This is a genomic window from Burkholderia sp. 9120 (genome assembly GCF_000745015.1).
Classification (GTDB): domain Bacteria; phylum Pseudomonadota; class Gammaproteobacteria; order Burkholderiales; family Burkholderiaceae; genus Paraburkholderia.
Window position 1 is genome coordinate 884,860 of sequence record NZ_JQNA01000001.1, and the last position, 15,333, is coordinate 900,192.

The window sequence follows — 15,333 nt, forward strand, 5'->3', positions numbered from 1 at the left end:
TCGCGGTGTCATAACCGTATTCGCCTTTTGCGCCAAAGGCGCTTACTGCAGCTTGCGAAACCCCGGCAAAACCGGAATTTCTCTTTCGTTGGTAGGCTCGATTGGACTCGAACCAACGACCCCCACCATGTCAAGGTGGTGCTCTAACCAGCTGAGCTACGAGCCTGAAGAAACGAGATTATATGGAGCGCCACACTGCTTGGCAAGTACTTTTATGCACCGACTTTAAATTTCTACCCAACTGCACGAGCGTGTGAAGCCGAGGCCTCTGCAGAGAGGGCGACACACACAGACCACCGCTCACGCATCAACTCTTGCGCGAAGCGCGCACCACACCCGTCACTTCGCCGAGCACCGTGCACGCGCGCTGAATCTGCGCGGAGTTCGACACCTCGACAGTAAATTGCATGAACGCGGTATTGCGGCGCGATTGCGTCTTCACACCGATCACATTCACTTTCTCGCGCGCGAAAACTTCGGAGATATCGCGCAGCAAGCCCTGCCGGTCCGTCGCCTCGATGCTGAGGTCGACCGGATAGACCGACTGGCCGCGACCGCTCATCACGTCCGCCGACCATGCGGTTTGCAACACGCGCTCCGGCGCGCGATCCGCCATGCGCAGGAACGTCGGGCAATCGCTGCGGTGAATCGACATGCCTTTACCGCGCGTGACGAAACCGCTGATATCGTCCGGCGGTGCGGGCCGGCAGCAACGCGCGAGCTGCGTCAGCAACGCGTCGACACCGACCACCAGCACACCGGTGGACGCGCCGCGCGCGACGCTCGCACCGCTGCTGCGCTTTTCGAATTGCTCAGGTGCCTCGACCATGGGCTCGGGCGGCGGTGCGTCGTGCAACGCCTGCTCGACGAGCCGCAGACTAAACTCTTCCTTGCCCACCACCGAGAACAGATCGTCGGTCGTCTTGAAGCCCAGCTTGGCCGCAAGCTGATCGAGGTTGACCGAGGTCTTGCCTTCGCGCTGCAAGGTCTTTTCGACCATCGCACGTCCGCTGGCGATGTGCTCCTGCACTTCGACCGCGTTGAACCACGCGCGCACTTTCTGCCGCGCGCGCGGGCTTTGCAGATAGCCGAGCTGCGGGTTGAGCCAGTCGCGAGACGGACCGCCCTCCTTCACCGCGACGATCTCGATCGTCTGGCCGTTCTGCAACGGCGTGTTGAGCGGCACCATCGCGCCATCGACGCGCGCGCCACGACAACGATGCCCCAGCTCGCTATGCAGGTGATACGCGAAATCGACGGGCGTCGCGCCGTGCGGCAGCGGAATCACGCGCGCCTGCGGCGTCAGCACGTAGATGTGGTCGTCGTCGAGCGTGGCCTGGCGCAGTTGTTCCCACGGCTGCGCCGCGCGCTTCTCGCCATGCTCGCCTTCCGAGACTTCATCTTTCCACGCGAGCAGTTGCCGCAGCCACGCGATCTTCTCGTCGTACTTCTCATTGGCGCTGAATTGCCCGCCGTAACCGCGCGTGCCCGCTTCCTTGTAACGCCAGTGAGCCGCCACGCCGTATTCGGCGAACTGATGCATTTCGTGCGTACGGATCTGCACTTCGAACGCGCGGCCGTCGTCGCCGATTACAACCGTGTGCAGCGATTTGTAGCCGTTCGGCTTGGGTCGCGAGATGTAGTCGTCGAACTCTCGCGGCACCGGTTGCCACAGGTTGTGCACGATGCCGAGCACGGTGTAGCAATCTTTGATGTCCGGCACGATCACGCGAAACGCGCGCACGTCGTACAACTCGGCAAAGTCCAGCTCCTTGCCGCGCATCTTGCGCCAGATGCTGTAAATGTGTTTCGGCCGGCCGCTGACTTCGGCGCGGATATCCGCCGCGGCCAGTTCCTGTTGCAGACGCCCGATAGCCTGCGCGACATAGCCCTCCCGCTCGACACGTTTCTCGTCGAGCAGCTTGGCAATGCGCTTGTACGTGACCGGCTCCTCGAAGCGGAACGCGAGATCCTCGAGCTCCCACTTCAGTTGCCAGATGCCGAGCCGATTGGCGAGCGGCGCGTAAATGTCGAGCGTTTCGCGCGCTACGTCCGGCGACGGCGTGATCTTCGCCGCAGCGTAGTAGCGCATGGATTGCAGACGCGATGCGAGCCGGATCAGCACCACGCGAATGTCTTGCGCGAACGCGAGCAGCATCTTGCGCAACGCTTCGACCTGGGCGCGGCGTGCGGCCTGCGCGTCCCGCCCGGCTTCGGGCATCGCGTTTTGCGCGGCACGCAAGCTGACGGTGCCGAGACGCAGCAGCTTGCGCACGTCGCCGACCAGTTGCGCGACTTCTTCGCCGAAGTTGTCGGCGATCACGCGCTCCGGATCCTGCAAATGCGGCGTCAACGCAAACAGCGCCGCCGCCAGCACCGCCGGCGGATCGACGTTGAGCGTGCGCATGATCGACGCCGTGCCCGCCGCGTGATCCGCCAGCAACTCGCCCGACGACAGCCGTACCTCGCCCGCATGTTCGCGCACAAACGCCATCGCTTCGTCAAAGGACGGGAGGGGGTTCGGCGTGCTCGTAACGGTTTCGGTATTCATGGTGCGACGGTGCGACGGCCCAACGGGCCGGACGAATCAACGGAAGGTGAACGACAACAACAACAACAACGGCTGCGCGCGGCTTAGTCGCGCTGCGCTGCGACCACGACGATTTCGACGAGGCACTTCGGGTTCGCGAGCCTGGCTTCGACGGTGGCGCGCGGCGGCGTGTCGCCTTGTGCAACCCACTCGTCCCACACGGCGTTCATGCCGGCGAAGTGCACCATGTCCGAGATATAGATCTGCACCGACAGCAACTGCGACTTGTCGCTGTTCGCCTCGCCCAGCAGACGGTCTATATGGCCGAGCACTTCGCGCGTCTGACCCGTGATGTCCTGATCCGCGTCTTCGGCGATCTGGCCTGCGAGGTACACCGTGCCGTTATGCACGGCGATTTCGGAGAGGCGCTTGCCGACGTGATGACGAATGACTGCCATGAAGAATCCTGATTTGGGTTAAAAATTGATCGGAGATGCTTACCGCATGACGCCCTTGCATAACGCCCTAAGCGAACGCCGCGCGGAACTGCATATTATGACGCGTCGGCTGCCGGCCCGATAAAGAACTGCCGTGCAACGTCGATCTGATCGCCCGACAGAAACGCCGGCGCATGCCCGACACCGGCGATTTCCACGCTCGACACGGCGACCCCAGTCTCGGTCATCTGCGTGACGGTTTCACGCGACAACAAATCCGACTGCTCGCCGCGCACCACCAGCACCGGCCCCTGGAAAGCCGCCAGCGAACGCCATAGCACGGCCTCACCGAGTTTGGCCGCCTCTTCGGTGATTGCGGCAAACGGCTCGGCGACGCGCGGGTCGTAGCGCATGAGCCATGCGCCGTCTTTTTCATGCAGCAGCGGCGTGTTGATTTCGCGCCATTCGTCCGGCGTGAGCGGACCGAAGGTTTTCGCGAGCAATGCCGCGTAGTCGACGCCCTGTTGCAGCGTGTCGAAACGCACGGGCTTGCCGAGGTAGTCGCCGATACGCTGCACGGCCACCGGTTCGAGATGCGGACCGACGTCGTTCAGCAACAGCTTGCGGATCGGCGTGTCGGGCAAACCGGCGAGCGCCATGCCGATCAGGCCGCCCATCGAGGTGCCGAACCAGTCGACCGTTTCGACGTTCAGGCGCGCGATCAGCGTGACCATGTCGGCCACGTACTGCGGCACGCTATAGAAGTTGGGGTTGGCAAGCCACGATGACAAACCCCGCCCCGCCACGTCAGGGCAGATCACCCGGTAAGTGCTGGCGAATTGCGCCGCGAGACGATCGAAGTCACGCCCCGAGCGCGTCAAACCATGCACGCATACCAGCACGCGCGGATTGGCCGGATCGCCCCATTCGGTGTACGCAACGCGGTGCAGCCCGGCGGGGCTGGCGCACTGCACGTAACGTTGGCGCGGAACGGCTGGCTCGACGTTGAAAGCGGACGTTGGTGCGGTCATCGGGGCTCCTTGCAAAAGCACTGCGGATTCGGCCCGGCACAGCACGGGCCGATAAGGCATCCAATCTTCAAAGGATTGTAAACCGCTTTGCCATGCGACAAGGATCGGCCAAACGGCATAGGACAAACTCAGACGCGGACTCGCCGCCCACAAACAAAAGCGGGCGAGGCATACGCCTCGCCCGCCTTGCAATCACACTGGCCGGTCGGAGCACCGGCGGCGCGCCGAGTCAGAAAAGAAAACCTCAACCCGCCTGGCGCCGCGCTTTACAGCACGCTTCACAACGTACTGCCCAGCCCACCACTCAGCTCACCGCGCTCACATCGAGCGGCGCACCGGTCTTCGCCTGAATTTCCTCGATGCTCACGCCCGGCGCCAGTTCCGTCAGCTTCAGCCCGGCTTCCGTCACCTCGATCACGCCGAGGTCGGTGATGATCTGATCGACCACGCCCACGCCGGTCAGCGGCAGCGTGCATTCGTCGAGAATCTTGTGCTGGTCGCCCTTCGCGACGTGCTCCATCAGCACGACCACGCGCTTGACGCCCGCCACCAGATCCATCGCGCCGCCCATGCCCTTGATCATCTTGCCCGGGATCATCCAGTTCGCCAGATCGCCCTTCTTGCTGATCTGCATCGCGCCCAGAATCGCCAGGTTGATGTGGCCGCCGCGAATCATCGCGAACGAATCCGCCGACGAGAAAATCGACGAGCCCGGCAACGTGGTCACCGTCTGCTTGCCGGCGTTGATCAGATCGGCGTCCACTTCCTCTTCGGTCGGCGACGGGCCAATGCCGAGCAGGCCGTTTTCCGATTGCAGCCAGACTTCGACGCCCGCCGGCACGTGATTCGCCACCAGCGTCGGCAAGCCGATGCCGAGGTTCACATAGAAACCGTCCTGCAATTCCTTCGCCGCGCGTGCGGCCATTTCGTCACGAGTCCATGCCATGATCAGGCTCCTTTCGCGCGCACGACGCGTTGTTCGATGCGTTTTTCCGGAGTCGCATTGAGCACAATGCGTTGAACGAAGATGCCGGGCGTATGGATCGCGTCAGGATCGAGTTCGCCGACCTCGACGATCTCCTCGACTTCCACGACCGTGATCTTGCCGGCCATCGCGCACATCGGGTTGAAATTGCGCGCGGTGCGGCGGTAAATCAGGTTGCCGGACTTGTCGGCCTTCCATGCCTTGACGAGCGCGACATCGGCGGTCAGCGAGTGTTCGAGCACGTAGTGGTTTTCGCCGAACTGGCGGGTTTCCTTGCCTTCGGCGATCAGCGTGCCGTAGCCGGTGTTGGTGAAGAACGCCGGAATGCCCGAACCGCCCGCGCGCAGCTTTTCAGCCAGCGTGCCTTGCGGCGTGAATTCGAGCTCGAGTTCGCCGGCCAGATACTGGCGCTCGAACTCCTTGTTCTCGCCCACATACGACGAGATCATCTTCTTCACCTGGCGCGTTTCGAGCAGCAGACCGAGGCCGAAACCGTCGACGCCCGCGTTGTTGCTGATACAGGTGATGCCCTGCACCTTTGAATCGCGCAGCGCCGCGATCAGCGCCTCCGGAATGCCGCACAGCCCGAAGCCGCCGACGGCAAACGTCTGCCCGTCCTTGACGATGTCTTTCAGCGCCTCGGCGGCGCCTGGATAGACCTTGTTCATCAGTATGTCCCTTCCTTTATGGAAACCCGAATCAGGTTCGTTGCGGCTGTTATGACGCTCTGCGGGCTCGCACCCGACACGTCATTCTAGTCATCCGTAGCAGGCCGTGCGCCCGGCTTGGCCGGTGTATTGCGCAGAGACCCGTTGCGGACGCTGGCACCGCGTTGTCATGTGCCCGAAAGAGTACGCTGGGCGCGCCATACGGCACAATACGCAAAAATACATAAGTACTTGCCGCCAACTCATGCCCGCACTGGATTATCAAACCGCTTTTCAACTCGCGCCGATCGGCCTCGTGCTGTCGCGCGAACGGGTGATCGAAGACTGTAATGACGAACTGGCGTCGATTTTCGGCTGCCCCCGCGAGGCGTTGCTCGGCCAGTCGTTTCAGGTGCTGTATCCATCGGCGGACGAATTCGAGCGGATCGGCGTGCGTATTCCGCCGATCATGACCGCGCAGGGCAGCTACGCGGACGACCGCATCATGAAGCGCGCCAACGGCGAACTGTTCTGGTGCCACGTGACGGGCCGCGCGCAGCAACGCGCGGACGCGCATGCGGCGGGCGTGTGGACGTTCGAGGATTTGAGTGCGACGCGACGCGTGGCGGTCGAATTAACGCCGCGCGAACGGGAGATCGCCGCGCAACTGGTGACGGGGAAAACCAGCAAGCAGATCGGCCGCGTGCTGGATATCAGCCCGCGCACGGTGGATGTCTACCGGGCGCGGCTGATGCGTAAATACGATACGGGGAATGCGACCGAGCTATTGCAGCGCTTGCTCGGGCATTGAGGTTTGCGTGGGGCGGCCCGTTTTATTGGCCGTCTTATCGGCCTTAACGGCCTCATCGAACACGCTGATCAAGCCGCCTTGACCAGCGCGGCGCGCTCGATCGTCGCACGCAGCAGATCGGGCACCGGCACCGACTTCGCCGCCGCGTAATCGATCCACACGCAGCGCGCGGCGCCGCGCGCATAGACGGTATTCGGATCGTCGGCGCGCACCAGCTCGAAGCCGGTGTCGAAGCTGCTGCGACCAGGCGTGGCCACCGTCATCCGGCCGATCACGTCGCCGGGATAATGCAGTTGCTTGAGAAACTCCATCGACGCGTTGACGATCACCGGGCCTTGCCCGTCGGCATTGCTGCCCGCCAGGCCCATCTGTTCGAACCAGGAGATCCGCACCTGCTCCATGTAGCGGAAATAGACCGTGTTGTTGACATGGCCGAATGCGTCCATATCGCCCCAACGGATCGGCATGGACATCTCAAAGACTGCGTGAAAATCGCTCATCGTACTTCCGTTCTGCCTGCTTCTTAAAGTTAAAGTGGACTCAAATCAGGCGAGCCCAAAGCCGTCGTCGGCGGCGATCACCGAGCCGTTGATGAACTGCGACTCGTCGGCCGCCAGCAGCAGCAGGAGCCCGTCCAGATCGTCCGGCTTGCCGACGCGATGACGCGGCAGCATCGACACCAGCTTCTGCCCCTGCTCGGTCGACCAGTGGTGGTGATTGATCTCCGTGTCGATATACCCCGGACAGATCGCGTTCACGTTGATGCCGTGCTTGCCCCACTCCAGCGCCATGGCTTTCGTCATATGGACGACAGCCGCCTTGCTCATCGAGTACAGGCCGATCTGCGGCAGCACACGCAGGCCTGCCATCGACGCGATGTTGATGATCCGGTACGACGGGTTCTGCGCGTTGTTGCCGCGCATGATCATGCGTTTGGCAACTTCCTGCGCGACGAAAAATGCGCCGCGCGTGTTGGTGTCGAACACGTACTCGAAGTCGGCCGGCGTGACTTCCGACAGCTTCTGCGTGGTCGACACGCCCGAGTTGTTCACCAGAATGTCGATGGTGCCCGCCTCGGTCTCCGCATGCGCGACCGCCGACTTGATGCTCTGGTAATCGGTCACGTCGAGCGACACCACATGCGCCGCGCCGCCGGACGCCTCGATCTCGGCGCGCAATTCCTTCAACCGCTCGGTGCGCCGGCTCGCCAGCACGACCTTGGCGCCCGCCTGCGACAATACCTGAGCAAAGCGCTTTCCCAACCCGCTCGAAGCGCCGGTGATCAGCGCGACCTTGCCTTCCAGATTGATCGAACGGCCCATTGTCGTTCCCTTGTTCGGTTGTAATTGCAACTGCGGTTGACAGGTGCGGTAAGACCGTCGCCACGGGTCGGTACCGTATCACATAAATAGAACGATCGTGCTAATCTCTGCTCATCCGGTTGCAGTGCGGGGATGCATCGCCCACAATACGAACCCGAAAAAAGCATTCTAACGGTAAGAGGAGCATCAATGACCCCCGCAAGTCTCATTGAGCAATACGGTCCACGCGAGTCGATGGAATACGACGTCGTGATCGTCGGCGGCGGCCCGGCTGGCCTGTCCGCAGCGATCCGCCTGAAGCAGCTGGCGGCGGAAAAGAGCGTCGAGCTGGGCGTGTGCGTGCTGGAAAAAGGCTCGGAGATCGGGGCGCATATCCTGTCGGGCGCGGTGATGGATCCGCGCGCGATCACCGAACTGATTCCGGACTGGAAAGAAAAAGGCGCGCCGCTCGACGTGGCGGTGAGCGAAGACAAATTCCTGTTCCTGAGCGAAACCGGCTCGAAGAACGTGCCCGTCTGGGCGCTGCCGGATAACTTCAAGAACCACGGCAACTACGTGGTCAGCCTCGCGAACGTCACGCGCTGGCTGGGTCAGCAGGCCGAGGCGCTGGGCGTCGAGATTTTCCCGGGCTTTCCGGCCGCTGAAATCCTTTACAACGACGACGGCTCGGTCAAGGGCGTGGCGACCGGCAATCTGGGCATCGGCAAGGACGGCGAGCCGACCGAGAACTTCCAGCTCGGCATGGAACTGCATGCCAAATACACGCTGTTCTGCGAAGGCGCGCGTGGGCATCTGGGCCGTCAACTGAACGACCGGTTCAAGCTGCGCGAAGGCGTCGATCCGCAGGTCTACGGTATCGGCATCAAGGAACTGTGGGAAATCGATCCGGGCAAGCACAAGCCGGGTCTGGTGATGCACACCGCCGGCTGGCCGCTGGAAAACGACACCTACGGTGGCTCGTTCCTGTATCACATGGACAATAACCAGGTAATGGTGGGCTTCGTGGTCGGCCTGGGCTACACGAATCCGTATCTGTCGCCGTTTGAGGAATTCCAGCGCTACAAGACGCATCCGGCGATCCGCGCGATCCTGGAAGGCGGCAAGCGCGTGTCGTACGGCGCACGGGCGATCACCGCGGGCGGTCTGATGTCGCTGCCGAAGCTGGTGTTCCCGGGCGGCGCGCTGGTGGGCGACGACGCGGGCTTCCTGAATGCGTCGCGGATCAAGGGCTCGCATGCGGCGATCAAGACCGGCATGCTGGCCGCCGACGCTGCGTTCGAAGCTGTGCAGGCGGGACGCACAAGCGACGAACTCACAGCCTATCCGGAGGCGTTCAAAACGTCGTGGCTGCACACCGAACTGCATCGCGCGCGCAATTTCAAACAGTGGATGAGCAAGGGCCTGTATCTCGGCACGCTGATGGTCGGTCTGGAGCAGAAGGTGCTGGGCGGCAATGTGCCCTGGACGCTGCATCACCAGCATTCGGATCATGAAATGCTGAAGCCGGCGTCGCAGTGCAAGCCGATCATCTATCCGAAGCCTGACGGCAAGTTGACGTTCGACCGGCTCTCGTCGGTGTTCATCTCGAACACCAATCACGAAGAGAACCAGCCGGCTCACCTGACGCTGAAAGACCCGTCCGTGCCAGTGAACGTGAACTGGCAGACCTATGCCGGTCCGGAAGCGCGTTATTGCCCGGCGGCCGTGTATGAGTTCGTCAAGAACGACGACGGCGGCGAGCGCCTGGTGATCAACGCGCAGAACTGCGTGCACTGCAAGACCTGCGATATCAAGGACCCGACGCAGAACATCGTGTGGGTCACGCCTGAGGGTGGCGGCGGGCCGAACTACCCGAATATGTAAAGGCTGTGCATTTGCCTTCGCGGCGCGTCGACTGCAGGTCGCGCGTTGCGAAGGCGAATTTCAATTCCGCACCAGCGCCACGATCCGTTCCCGCACGTGCGCCACCACCGGCGTCCAATCGCCGACCTCAGGCTGTCGAACCAGCTCAATCGAATCGTACCAGGGCGTCGCCGACGATTCATCGCCCCAAAACCACGCGGACACGTGATCGATCATCAAACAGGTCGGCACGCCGAGTGCGCCGGCCAGATGCGCGGGCCCGCTGTCGATCGTCACCACCAGATCCAGATTCGCCAGCAGCGCAGCCACGTCGTCGAATCCGGACTGAAAATGACCGGTCATATCGACGACATCCAGCCCCTTCTCCCGCCATTGCGCGACCGTCTCGCCGCGTCCCGGCGACAACGCGAAATAGCTCACGCCCGGCACGTTCAGCAGCGGCTCGAGTTGCGCCACCGGCACCGAGCGCCGCACGTCGCGGATATGTTCGGGATTGCCGTTCCATACCAGACCAACTTTGCGATGACCGTGTTTCGCCGCGACGCGCGCGCCGACCCGCTCGCGCCATGCCTGTACAAGCGTAGGGTCGGCGCTCAGATACGGCCGGCCCCATCCCGTTGCATCGAACACGCCGAGCCGCAGCGGCAAGCTCATTAGGCCGCAATGGAAATCGGGCCGTGTGTCCAGACTCGTTTCGAGCGGTAAATCGGCAGGCAGGATGCGTTCGAACAGACGCCGCAACGGTCCGTCGTGACCGAAGATCACCCGGCCGCCCTCGCGCCGCGCCCGCTCGGCGAGGTGCGGCAGAAAACGCACCGCCCACAGACAATCGCCGTTGCCTTGCTCGCCATAAACCACCAGCGTCTTGCCCGCCAGCGATTCGCCCTGCCAATGCGCGCTGATCGACGCGAGCGCCTGCTGCGCGTTATTCAGCTCGCCGCCAAACGCGACGCGTGATTCGTAGTGGGCCCAGCCATCGGTGAACCGTCCCGTGCGGATTTCGAGTTCCGACAGATCGAACCGCGCATGCGCGTTATCCGGCGATAACGTCAGCACTTGCCTGAGCAACGCTTCCGCTTCGGCGAAACGCGCCTGTTCCTTGACGCACAACGCCAGCTTGTGAAGCGCCACCGGATTGCCGGGCACGACGCGCACCGCCTCGCGCAACAGTTGCTCCGCCAGGGCGAATTCGTCGCGCTGCTGGACGGCGGCGGCGCGCCAGATCAGCGCGTTGGCGTCGTCGGCATTGTGGGACAGGAGCAGTTGGGCGGCGGCGTCGGTCAAAGACCAATCGCACAGGACAAAGGCGGTCTGCGCAATCGTGTGAAGCAGCGTGGGATCGCAGGAGGGATCGAGTTGATAGGCACGCACCAGCGCGGCAAGTGCCTCGCGTTGGCGGTCTTTGTCGCGGCCGGCGTGTTGCAGTATTAACTGACCGAGCGCGCAGCAGTCGCTCGCCATGGCGTCCGGCGCGGCTGCGCGATTGCGCAGGTCGGCCAGATGGCTTTGAACCGGATCGATAGTCGGATCGGTCATGACAAGAACGCCGCGCGCACGTTCTTACGACACAATGAAGCTACTCAACCCGCGCACCGGTTACGGCGCGCTGGCAGCGATCTTCGGCGTGCTGACGGCAACATCGCCGCACTGCGCGCGATGACGCAGCGCGTGGTCGATCAGCACCAGCGCAAGCATCGATTCAGCGATCGGCGTGGCGCGAATGCCCACGCACGGGTCATGCCGCCCGAACGTTTCGACAACGGCCGGCTGCCCGGCTTTGTCGATCGAGCGACGCGGCGTGCGAATACTCGACGTCGGCTTGATCGCGATCGACACGATAATGTCCTGCCCGGTTGAAATGCCGCCGAGCACACCGCCCGCGTGATTGCCGACGAAGCCTTCCGGCGTCAGTTCGTCGCCATGCACCGAGCCGCGTTGCGCGACGCTCGCGAAGCCCGCGCCGATCTCCACGCCCTTGACCGCGTTGATGCCCATCATGGCATGCGCGATGTCGGCGTCGAGACGGTCGAACAGCGGTTCGCCGAGGCCGACCGGCACGCCGGACGCCACGACGTTGATACGCGCGCCGATCGAATCGCCGTCTTTACGCAGCGCGTCCATGTACTCCTCGAGTTGCGGCACGATGTCGGCGTTCGGCACGAAGAACGGGTTCTCGCGCACGTGCGCCCAGTCGACGAACGGCACGTCGATCTCGCCGAGCGCGGCCATATAGCCGCGAATCTCGGTGCCGAACTTTTCGCGCAGCCACTTCTTCGCCACCGCGCCCGCCGCCACCGTGGGGGCGGTCAGACGCGCCGACGAACGGCCGCCGCCGCGGTAGTCGCGAATACCGTATTTCTGCCAGTAGGTGTAGTCGGCGTGGCCCGGACGGAACGTATCGACGATGTTGCCGTAGTCTTTGCTGCGCTGGTCCGTATTGCGGATCAGCAGCGCGATCGGCGCGCCGGTGGTCTGGCCTTCGAACACGCCCGACAGGATCTCGACCTTGTCTTCTTCCTGGCGCTGCGTGACGTGGCGCGAGGTGCCGGGTTTGCGGCGGTCGAGTTCGAACTGGATGTCGGCTTCGGTGAGCGCCATGCCCGGCGGGCAGCCGTCGATCACGCAGCCGATAGCGGGGCCGTGCGATTCGCCGAAGGTCGTGACAGTGAAAAGCGTACCGAGCGTGTTGCCGGACATGGGCGTCGTCCAAAGAAATGCGGGGAAGGCACTATTATGCCAGCCCGTTCGAGGCCAGGCGGTGGCGCAGGTTCGCTATATGCCTTCTGGATGCCGTCCGGACAAGTACCGGGCGGGGCCGCCTGGGAGCGGCGCGCCCGATCCACCCGCTACTTCCGCGCCCCGCGCAACTCCGTCACGACCTGCTGCAGCAACTCAGGCGTGGCTAGGTCCGGGTCGATCGGCTCGCCCACCGCGAGCGTCAACCGACTCATCACGCCCTTTTGAACCGGCCGCGGCCAGCGCGCGTCGTTGGCGCGCGAAAACACGCTGCCCCACAGACCACGCAACGCCATCGGCACAACCGGTGCGGGCGTGCGCTTGATGATCTCGGTCACGCCATGACGGAACGGATTCATGTCGCCGGTCTTGGTGAGCTTGCCTTCCGGAAAGATGCAAACCAGATCGCCCTCGGCCAGCGCCTGCGCGCAACGTTCGTAGGCGCGCGTCAACAGTTCCGGATCCTGATGGGCCGGCGCGATCGGAATCGCCTTCGCATGACGGAACACCCAGCCGGCGAACGGCGACTTGAAGATCTGGTGATCCATCACGAAACGGATCGGCCGCGGGCTTTCGGCCATGATGACGATCGCGTCGACGAAGCTCACGTGATTACAAACGAGCACGGCCGCGCCCTCTTCCGGAATCCGTTCGGGATGCACGAGGCGGATCCGGTAGAACGTATGCACGAGCACCCACGCGACGAAGCGCAGCAGAAACTCCGGCACCAGCGAATAGATGTAGGTCGCCACCACGATATTCAGCAAGGCCGTGATCAGGAAAAGCGCCGGGATACTGAAGCCGGCCGAGGTCAGCCCGACCGCCATCAGCGACGAAAGAATCATGAACAGCGAGTTCAGAATATTGTTCGCCGCGATGATCCGCGCGCGGTGGCTCGGCTGGCTGCGGCTCTGGATCAGCGCATACAGCGGCACGCTGTAGAAGCCGCCGAACATGGCAAGCAGGAACAGGTCGGCCAACACGCGCCAGTGGGCCGGCCGCGCGAGAAACTCGCCGACGCTCAACAGATGCCCCGCCGCCGGCAGCGCGTGGCTCGCGAAAAACAGATCGATCGCGAACACGCTCATGCCGATCGAACCGAGCGGCACCAGGCCGATTTCGATACGCCGTTTCGAGAGCTTTTCGCACATCAGCGAACCAAGGCCGATGCCGATCGAGAACGTGCCGAGCAGCACGGTCACGACGTCCGGGTCGGCGGACAGCACGTTTTTCGCGAAACTGAAAAACGACGACAGAAACGTCGCGCCCACGAACCACAGCCAGGAGATGCCCAGCAGGCTCAGAAACACGGTACGGTTTTCGCGCGCCAGCTTCAGGTTGCGCCACGTCTCGGTGACCGGATTCCAGTTGATACGCAGATCGGCTTGCGCCGCCGGCGTGACCGGCACGAAGCTCGAGACGAAGCGCCCCACCAGCGCGATCGCAACGCACGCGCAGGCCAGCACCACCGCGCCATGCTCGACGAAACCCGCGCCCGCGCCGCCGATGATCGTGCCGATCAGGATCGCCACGAAGGTGCCCATTTCGACCATGCCGTTGCCGCCGACCAGTTCCGACTTCGACAGATGCTGCGGCAGGTACGAATACTTGACCGGTCCGAACACGGTTGAATGCACGCCCATCAGAAACGTACACAGGTACAGCAGCGGCGCGCTATGCAGCCAGAACCCCGTGCCGCCGATCAGCATCACGACGATTTCGAACGTCTTGACGAAGCGCGTGAGCATCGCCTTGTCGTATTTGTCGGCGATCTGGCCAGAGGTGGCGGACAGCAGCACGAACGGCAGAATGAAAATGGCCGAGATCAGGAACGCCGCCGTGGCCGGATCGACACCGGAAAAGCGCGCCGCCTGATACGTGACCAGCGACGTGAAACCGATCTTGAACACGTTGTCGTTCATCGCGCCGAGGAACTGGGTCCAGAAAAACGGCGCGAAGCGGCGCTGACTGAGCAGCCGGAACTGGGACTCGTGCGCCTCGTGGGTGCGGGCGGTACGGTGGGCGGCAGGTATCGGACGATCGCTCATGAAGTTCGAAGGACACGCTAAAAGAGCAACAGGGTGGCGGGCTTGGGCACAAGTCCGGGCACAAAAAAAGCGCACGCTTTCGCGCGCGCCCTGACTGCATATTCGCGCTCACCGCAACCGCTCACAGCGAATGCCCGAGCGCTGCGGTGAATCACCGCGCATTAACTCACGACTGATTCACATTAACGCGCGGGTTGTTCCTGCTGCTCTTCCGGCCAGTCGCGGATATAGGCCTTGAGCATACGGTTCTCGAAACCCTGTTCTTCGACCACAGCCTTGGCGACGTCGTAAAACGAGATCACGCCCATCAGCGTGCGGCTTTCCAGAACCGGCAGATAGCGCACATGGTGCTCGAGCATCATGCGACGGACTTCGTTCACGTCCGTTTCCGGCGTGCAGGTGAGCGGATGGTCGTCCATGACCTTGCGGATCGTGGAGGTGCCGACGCTGCCGCCGTTCTTGCTCAGCGTATTGATGATTTCGCGGAAGGTCAGCATGCCGACCAGATCACCGTATTCCATCACCACCAGCGAGCCGATGTCGTGCTCGGCCATTGCGTTGACGGCTTCGTGCAGCGTGGTGTCCGGCGTGACCGTGAAAAGGGTGTTGCCTTTAACCTTAAGAATGTCGCTGACTCGCATGATCTGTCTCCCGAGATACCCGCTAAGCTGGTAATGCATGAATGATTTTCGATCCTAGCGGAAAGGCCCATAAAAGGAAAGCGGCCCGCCCACCAAGGCGCGACGGGCGTTCGCCCGGCTGAATCCGCGCGCGATTCGCGCTGAATCCGCGTTGAATCCGCGCTCAAGCCGCGCCGGATCCGCGCGAATCTCAGGCGATCTCCGCCCACCGCCCCGCCGGCGCATCGGGAAAACCGCGCTTGATGCGCCCGGCGCCGGTGATAGGATGGCCGCCACTTTCAC

At 63.0% G+C, this 15,333-nt stretch carries 13 protein-coding genes and 1 tRNA gene; 2 read left to right on the forward strand and 12 right to left on the reverse strand.

Annotation, left to right across the window (positions count from 1 at the left end; all coding sequences use genetic code 11):
- Positions 1–89 precede the first annotated feature (89 nt).
- The 6 genes from FA94_RS03865 to FA94_RS03890 form a co-directional block, all read right to left on the reverse strand.
- A tRNA-Val gene (locus FA94_RS03865) sits at positions 90–166 on the reverse strand.
- A 141-nt stretch (positions 167–307) separates the two neighbouring features.
- Positions 308–2,551: a RelA/SpoT family protein gene (locus FA94_RS03870; RefSeq protein WP_035546923.1), complete on the reverse strand. Its 2,244-nt coding sequence runs from the start codon at positions 2,549–2,551 to the stop codon at positions 308–310.
- Positions 2,552–2,634: 83 nt separating this feature from the next.
- Positions 2,635–2,988: a RidA family protein gene (locus tag FA94_RS03875; protein WP_035546926.1), complete on the reverse strand. Its 354-nt coding sequence runs from the start codon at positions 2,986–2,988 to the stop codon at positions 2,635–2,637.
- 95 nt (positions 2,989–3,083) lie between these two features.
- Positions 3,084–3,998: an alpha/beta fold hydrolase gene (locus FA94_RS03880; RefSeq protein WP_035546929.1), complete on the reverse strand. Its 915-nt coding sequence runs from the start codon at positions 3,996–3,998 to the stop codon at positions 3,084–3,086.
- Between the two features lie 304 nt (positions 3,999–4,302).
- Positions 4,303–4,944 (reverse strand): CoA transferase subunit B, encoded by a 642-nt coding sequence (locus tag FA94_RS03885; RefSeq protein ID WP_035546932.1) that lies wholly within the window; start codon positions 4,942–4,944, stop codon positions 4,303–4,305.
- Between the two features lie 2 nt (positions 4,945–4,946).
- Positions 4,947–5,651, reverse strand: a complete 705-nt coding sequence (locus tag FA94_RS03890) for a CoA transferase subunit A (protein WP_035546934.1) — start codon at positions 5,649–5,651, stop codon at positions 4,947–4,949.
- 244 nt (positions 5,652–5,895) lie between these two features.
- On the opposite strand from FA94_RS03890, the gene FA94_RS03895 reads away from it, so the two are divergent.
- Positions 5,896–6,441 carry a LuxR C-terminal-related transcriptional regulator gene (locus FA94_RS03895; RefSeq protein WP_035546936.1) on the forward strand — a complete coding sequence of 182 codons (546 nt, stop codon included), beginning with the start codon at positions 5,896–5,898 and terminating at the stop codon, positions 6,439–6,441.
- 68 nt (positions 6,442–6,509) lie between these two features.
- Here FA94_RS03895 and FA94_RS03900 read toward each other — a convergent pair whose 3' ends face one another.
- Positions 6,510–6,941: an acyl-CoA thioesterase gene (locus FA94_RS03900; RefSeq protein WP_035546938.1), complete on the reverse strand. Its 432-nt coding sequence runs from the start codon at positions 6,939–6,941 to the stop codon at positions 6,510–6,512.
- Positions 6,942–6,986: 45 nt separating this feature from the next.
- Positions 6,987–7,763: an SDR family oxidoreductase gene (locus tag FA94_RS03905; protein WP_035546940.1), complete on the reverse strand. Its 777-nt coding sequence runs from the start codon at positions 7,761–7,763 to the stop codon at positions 6,987–6,989.
- A gap of 189 nt (positions 7,764–7,952) precedes the next feature.
- On the opposite strand from FA94_RS03905, the gene FA94_RS03910 reads away from it, so the two are divergent.
- Positions 7,953–9,626, forward strand: coding sequence for an electron transfer flavoprotein-ubiquinone oxidoreductase (locus FA94_RS03910; protein WP_035546943.1), 1,674 nt, complete (start codon positions 7,953–7,955; stop codon positions 9,624–9,626).
- A 60-nt stretch (positions 9,627–9,686) separates the two neighbouring features.
- On the opposite strand, the gene FA94_RS03915 is transcribed toward FA94_RS03910, so the two are convergent.
- The 4 genes from FA94_RS03915 to FA94_RS03930 all read right to left on the reverse strand — a co-directional run bounded on the left by FA94_RS03915 (position 9,687) and on the right by FA94_RS03930 (position 15,051).
- A complete protein-coding gene (locus tag FA94_RS03915; RefSeq protein WP_081935658.1) occupies positions 9,687–11,162 on the reverse strand; it encodes a tetratricopeptide repeat protein in 1,476 nt (491 codons plus the stop codon).
- A 60-nt stretch (positions 11,163–11,222) separates the two neighbouring features.
- Entirely contained in the window at positions 11,223–12,323 is a 1,101-nt protein-coding gene (aroC, locus tag FA94_RS03920) for a chorismate synthase (protein WP_035546945.1), read from the reverse strand.
- Between the two features lie 149 nt (positions 12,324–12,472).
- Positions 12,473–14,410 (reverse strand): MFS transporter, encoded by a 1,938-nt coding sequence (locus FA94_RS03925; RefSeq protein WP_035546949.1) that lies wholly within the window; start codon positions 14,408–14,410, stop codon positions 12,473–12,475.
- A gap of 182 nt (positions 14,411–14,592) precedes the next feature.
- Entirely contained in the window at positions 14,593–15,051 is a 459-nt protein-coding gene (locus FA94_RS03930) for a CBS domain-containing protein (RefSeq protein WP_035546952.1), read from the reverse strand.
- Between the last annotated feature and the right edge of the window lie 282 nt (positions 15,052–15,333).

Bases quoted from the DNA above. Each gene is read 5' to 3' on its own strand.
- FA94_RS03870 (WP_035546923.1), bottom strand. From the start codon at position 2,551: ATGAATACCGAAACCGTTACGAGCACGCCGAACCCCCTCCCGTCCTTT.
- FA94_RS03875 (WP_035546926.1), bottom strand. From the start codon at position 2,988: ATGGCAGTCATTCGTCATCACGTCGGCAAGCGCCTCTCCGAAATCGCC.
- FA94_RS03880 (WP_035546929.1), bottom strand. From the start codon at position 3,998: ATGACCGCACCAACGTCCGCTTTCAACGTCGAGCCAGCCGTTCCGCGC.
- FA94_RS03885 (WP_035546932.1), bottom strand. From the start codon at position 4,944: ATGGCATGGACTCGTGACGAAATGGCCGCACGCGCGGCGAAGGAATTG.
- FA94_RS03890 (WP_035546934.1), bottom strand. From the start codon at position 5,651: ATGAACAAGGTCTATCCAGGCGCCGCCGAGGCGCTGAAAGACATCGTC.
- FA94_RS03895 (WP_035546936.1), top strand. From the start codon at position 5,896: ATGCCCGCACTGGATTATCAAACCGCTTTTCAACTCGCGCCGATCGGC.
- FA94_RS03900 (WP_035546938.1), bottom strand. From the start codon at position 6,941: ATGAGCGATTTTCACGCAGTCTTTGAGATGTCCATGCCGATCCGTTGG.
- FA94_RS03905 (WP_035546940.1), bottom strand. From the start codon at position 7,763: ATGGGCCGTTCGATCAATCTGGAAGGCAAGGTCGCGCTGATCACCGGC.
- FA94_RS03910 (WP_035546943.1), top strand. From the start codon at position 7,953: ATGACCCCCGCAAGTCTCATTGAGCAATACGGTCCACGCGAGTCGATG.
- FA94_RS03915 (WP_081935658.1), bottom strand. From the start codon at position 11,162: ATGACCGATCCGACTATCGATCCGGTTCAAAGCCATCTGGCCGACCTG.
- aroC (WP_035546945.1), bottom strand. From the start codon at position 12,323: ATGTCCGGCAACACGCTCGGTACGCTTTTCACTGTCACGACCTTCGGC.
- FA94_RS03925 (WP_035546949.1), bottom strand. From the start codon at position 14,410: ATGAGCGATCGTCCGATACCTGCCGCCCACCGTACCGCCCGCACCCAC.
- FA94_RS03930 (WP_035546952.1), bottom strand. From the start codon at position 15,051: ATGCGAGTCAGCGACATTCTTAAGGTTAAAGGCAACACCCTTTTCACG.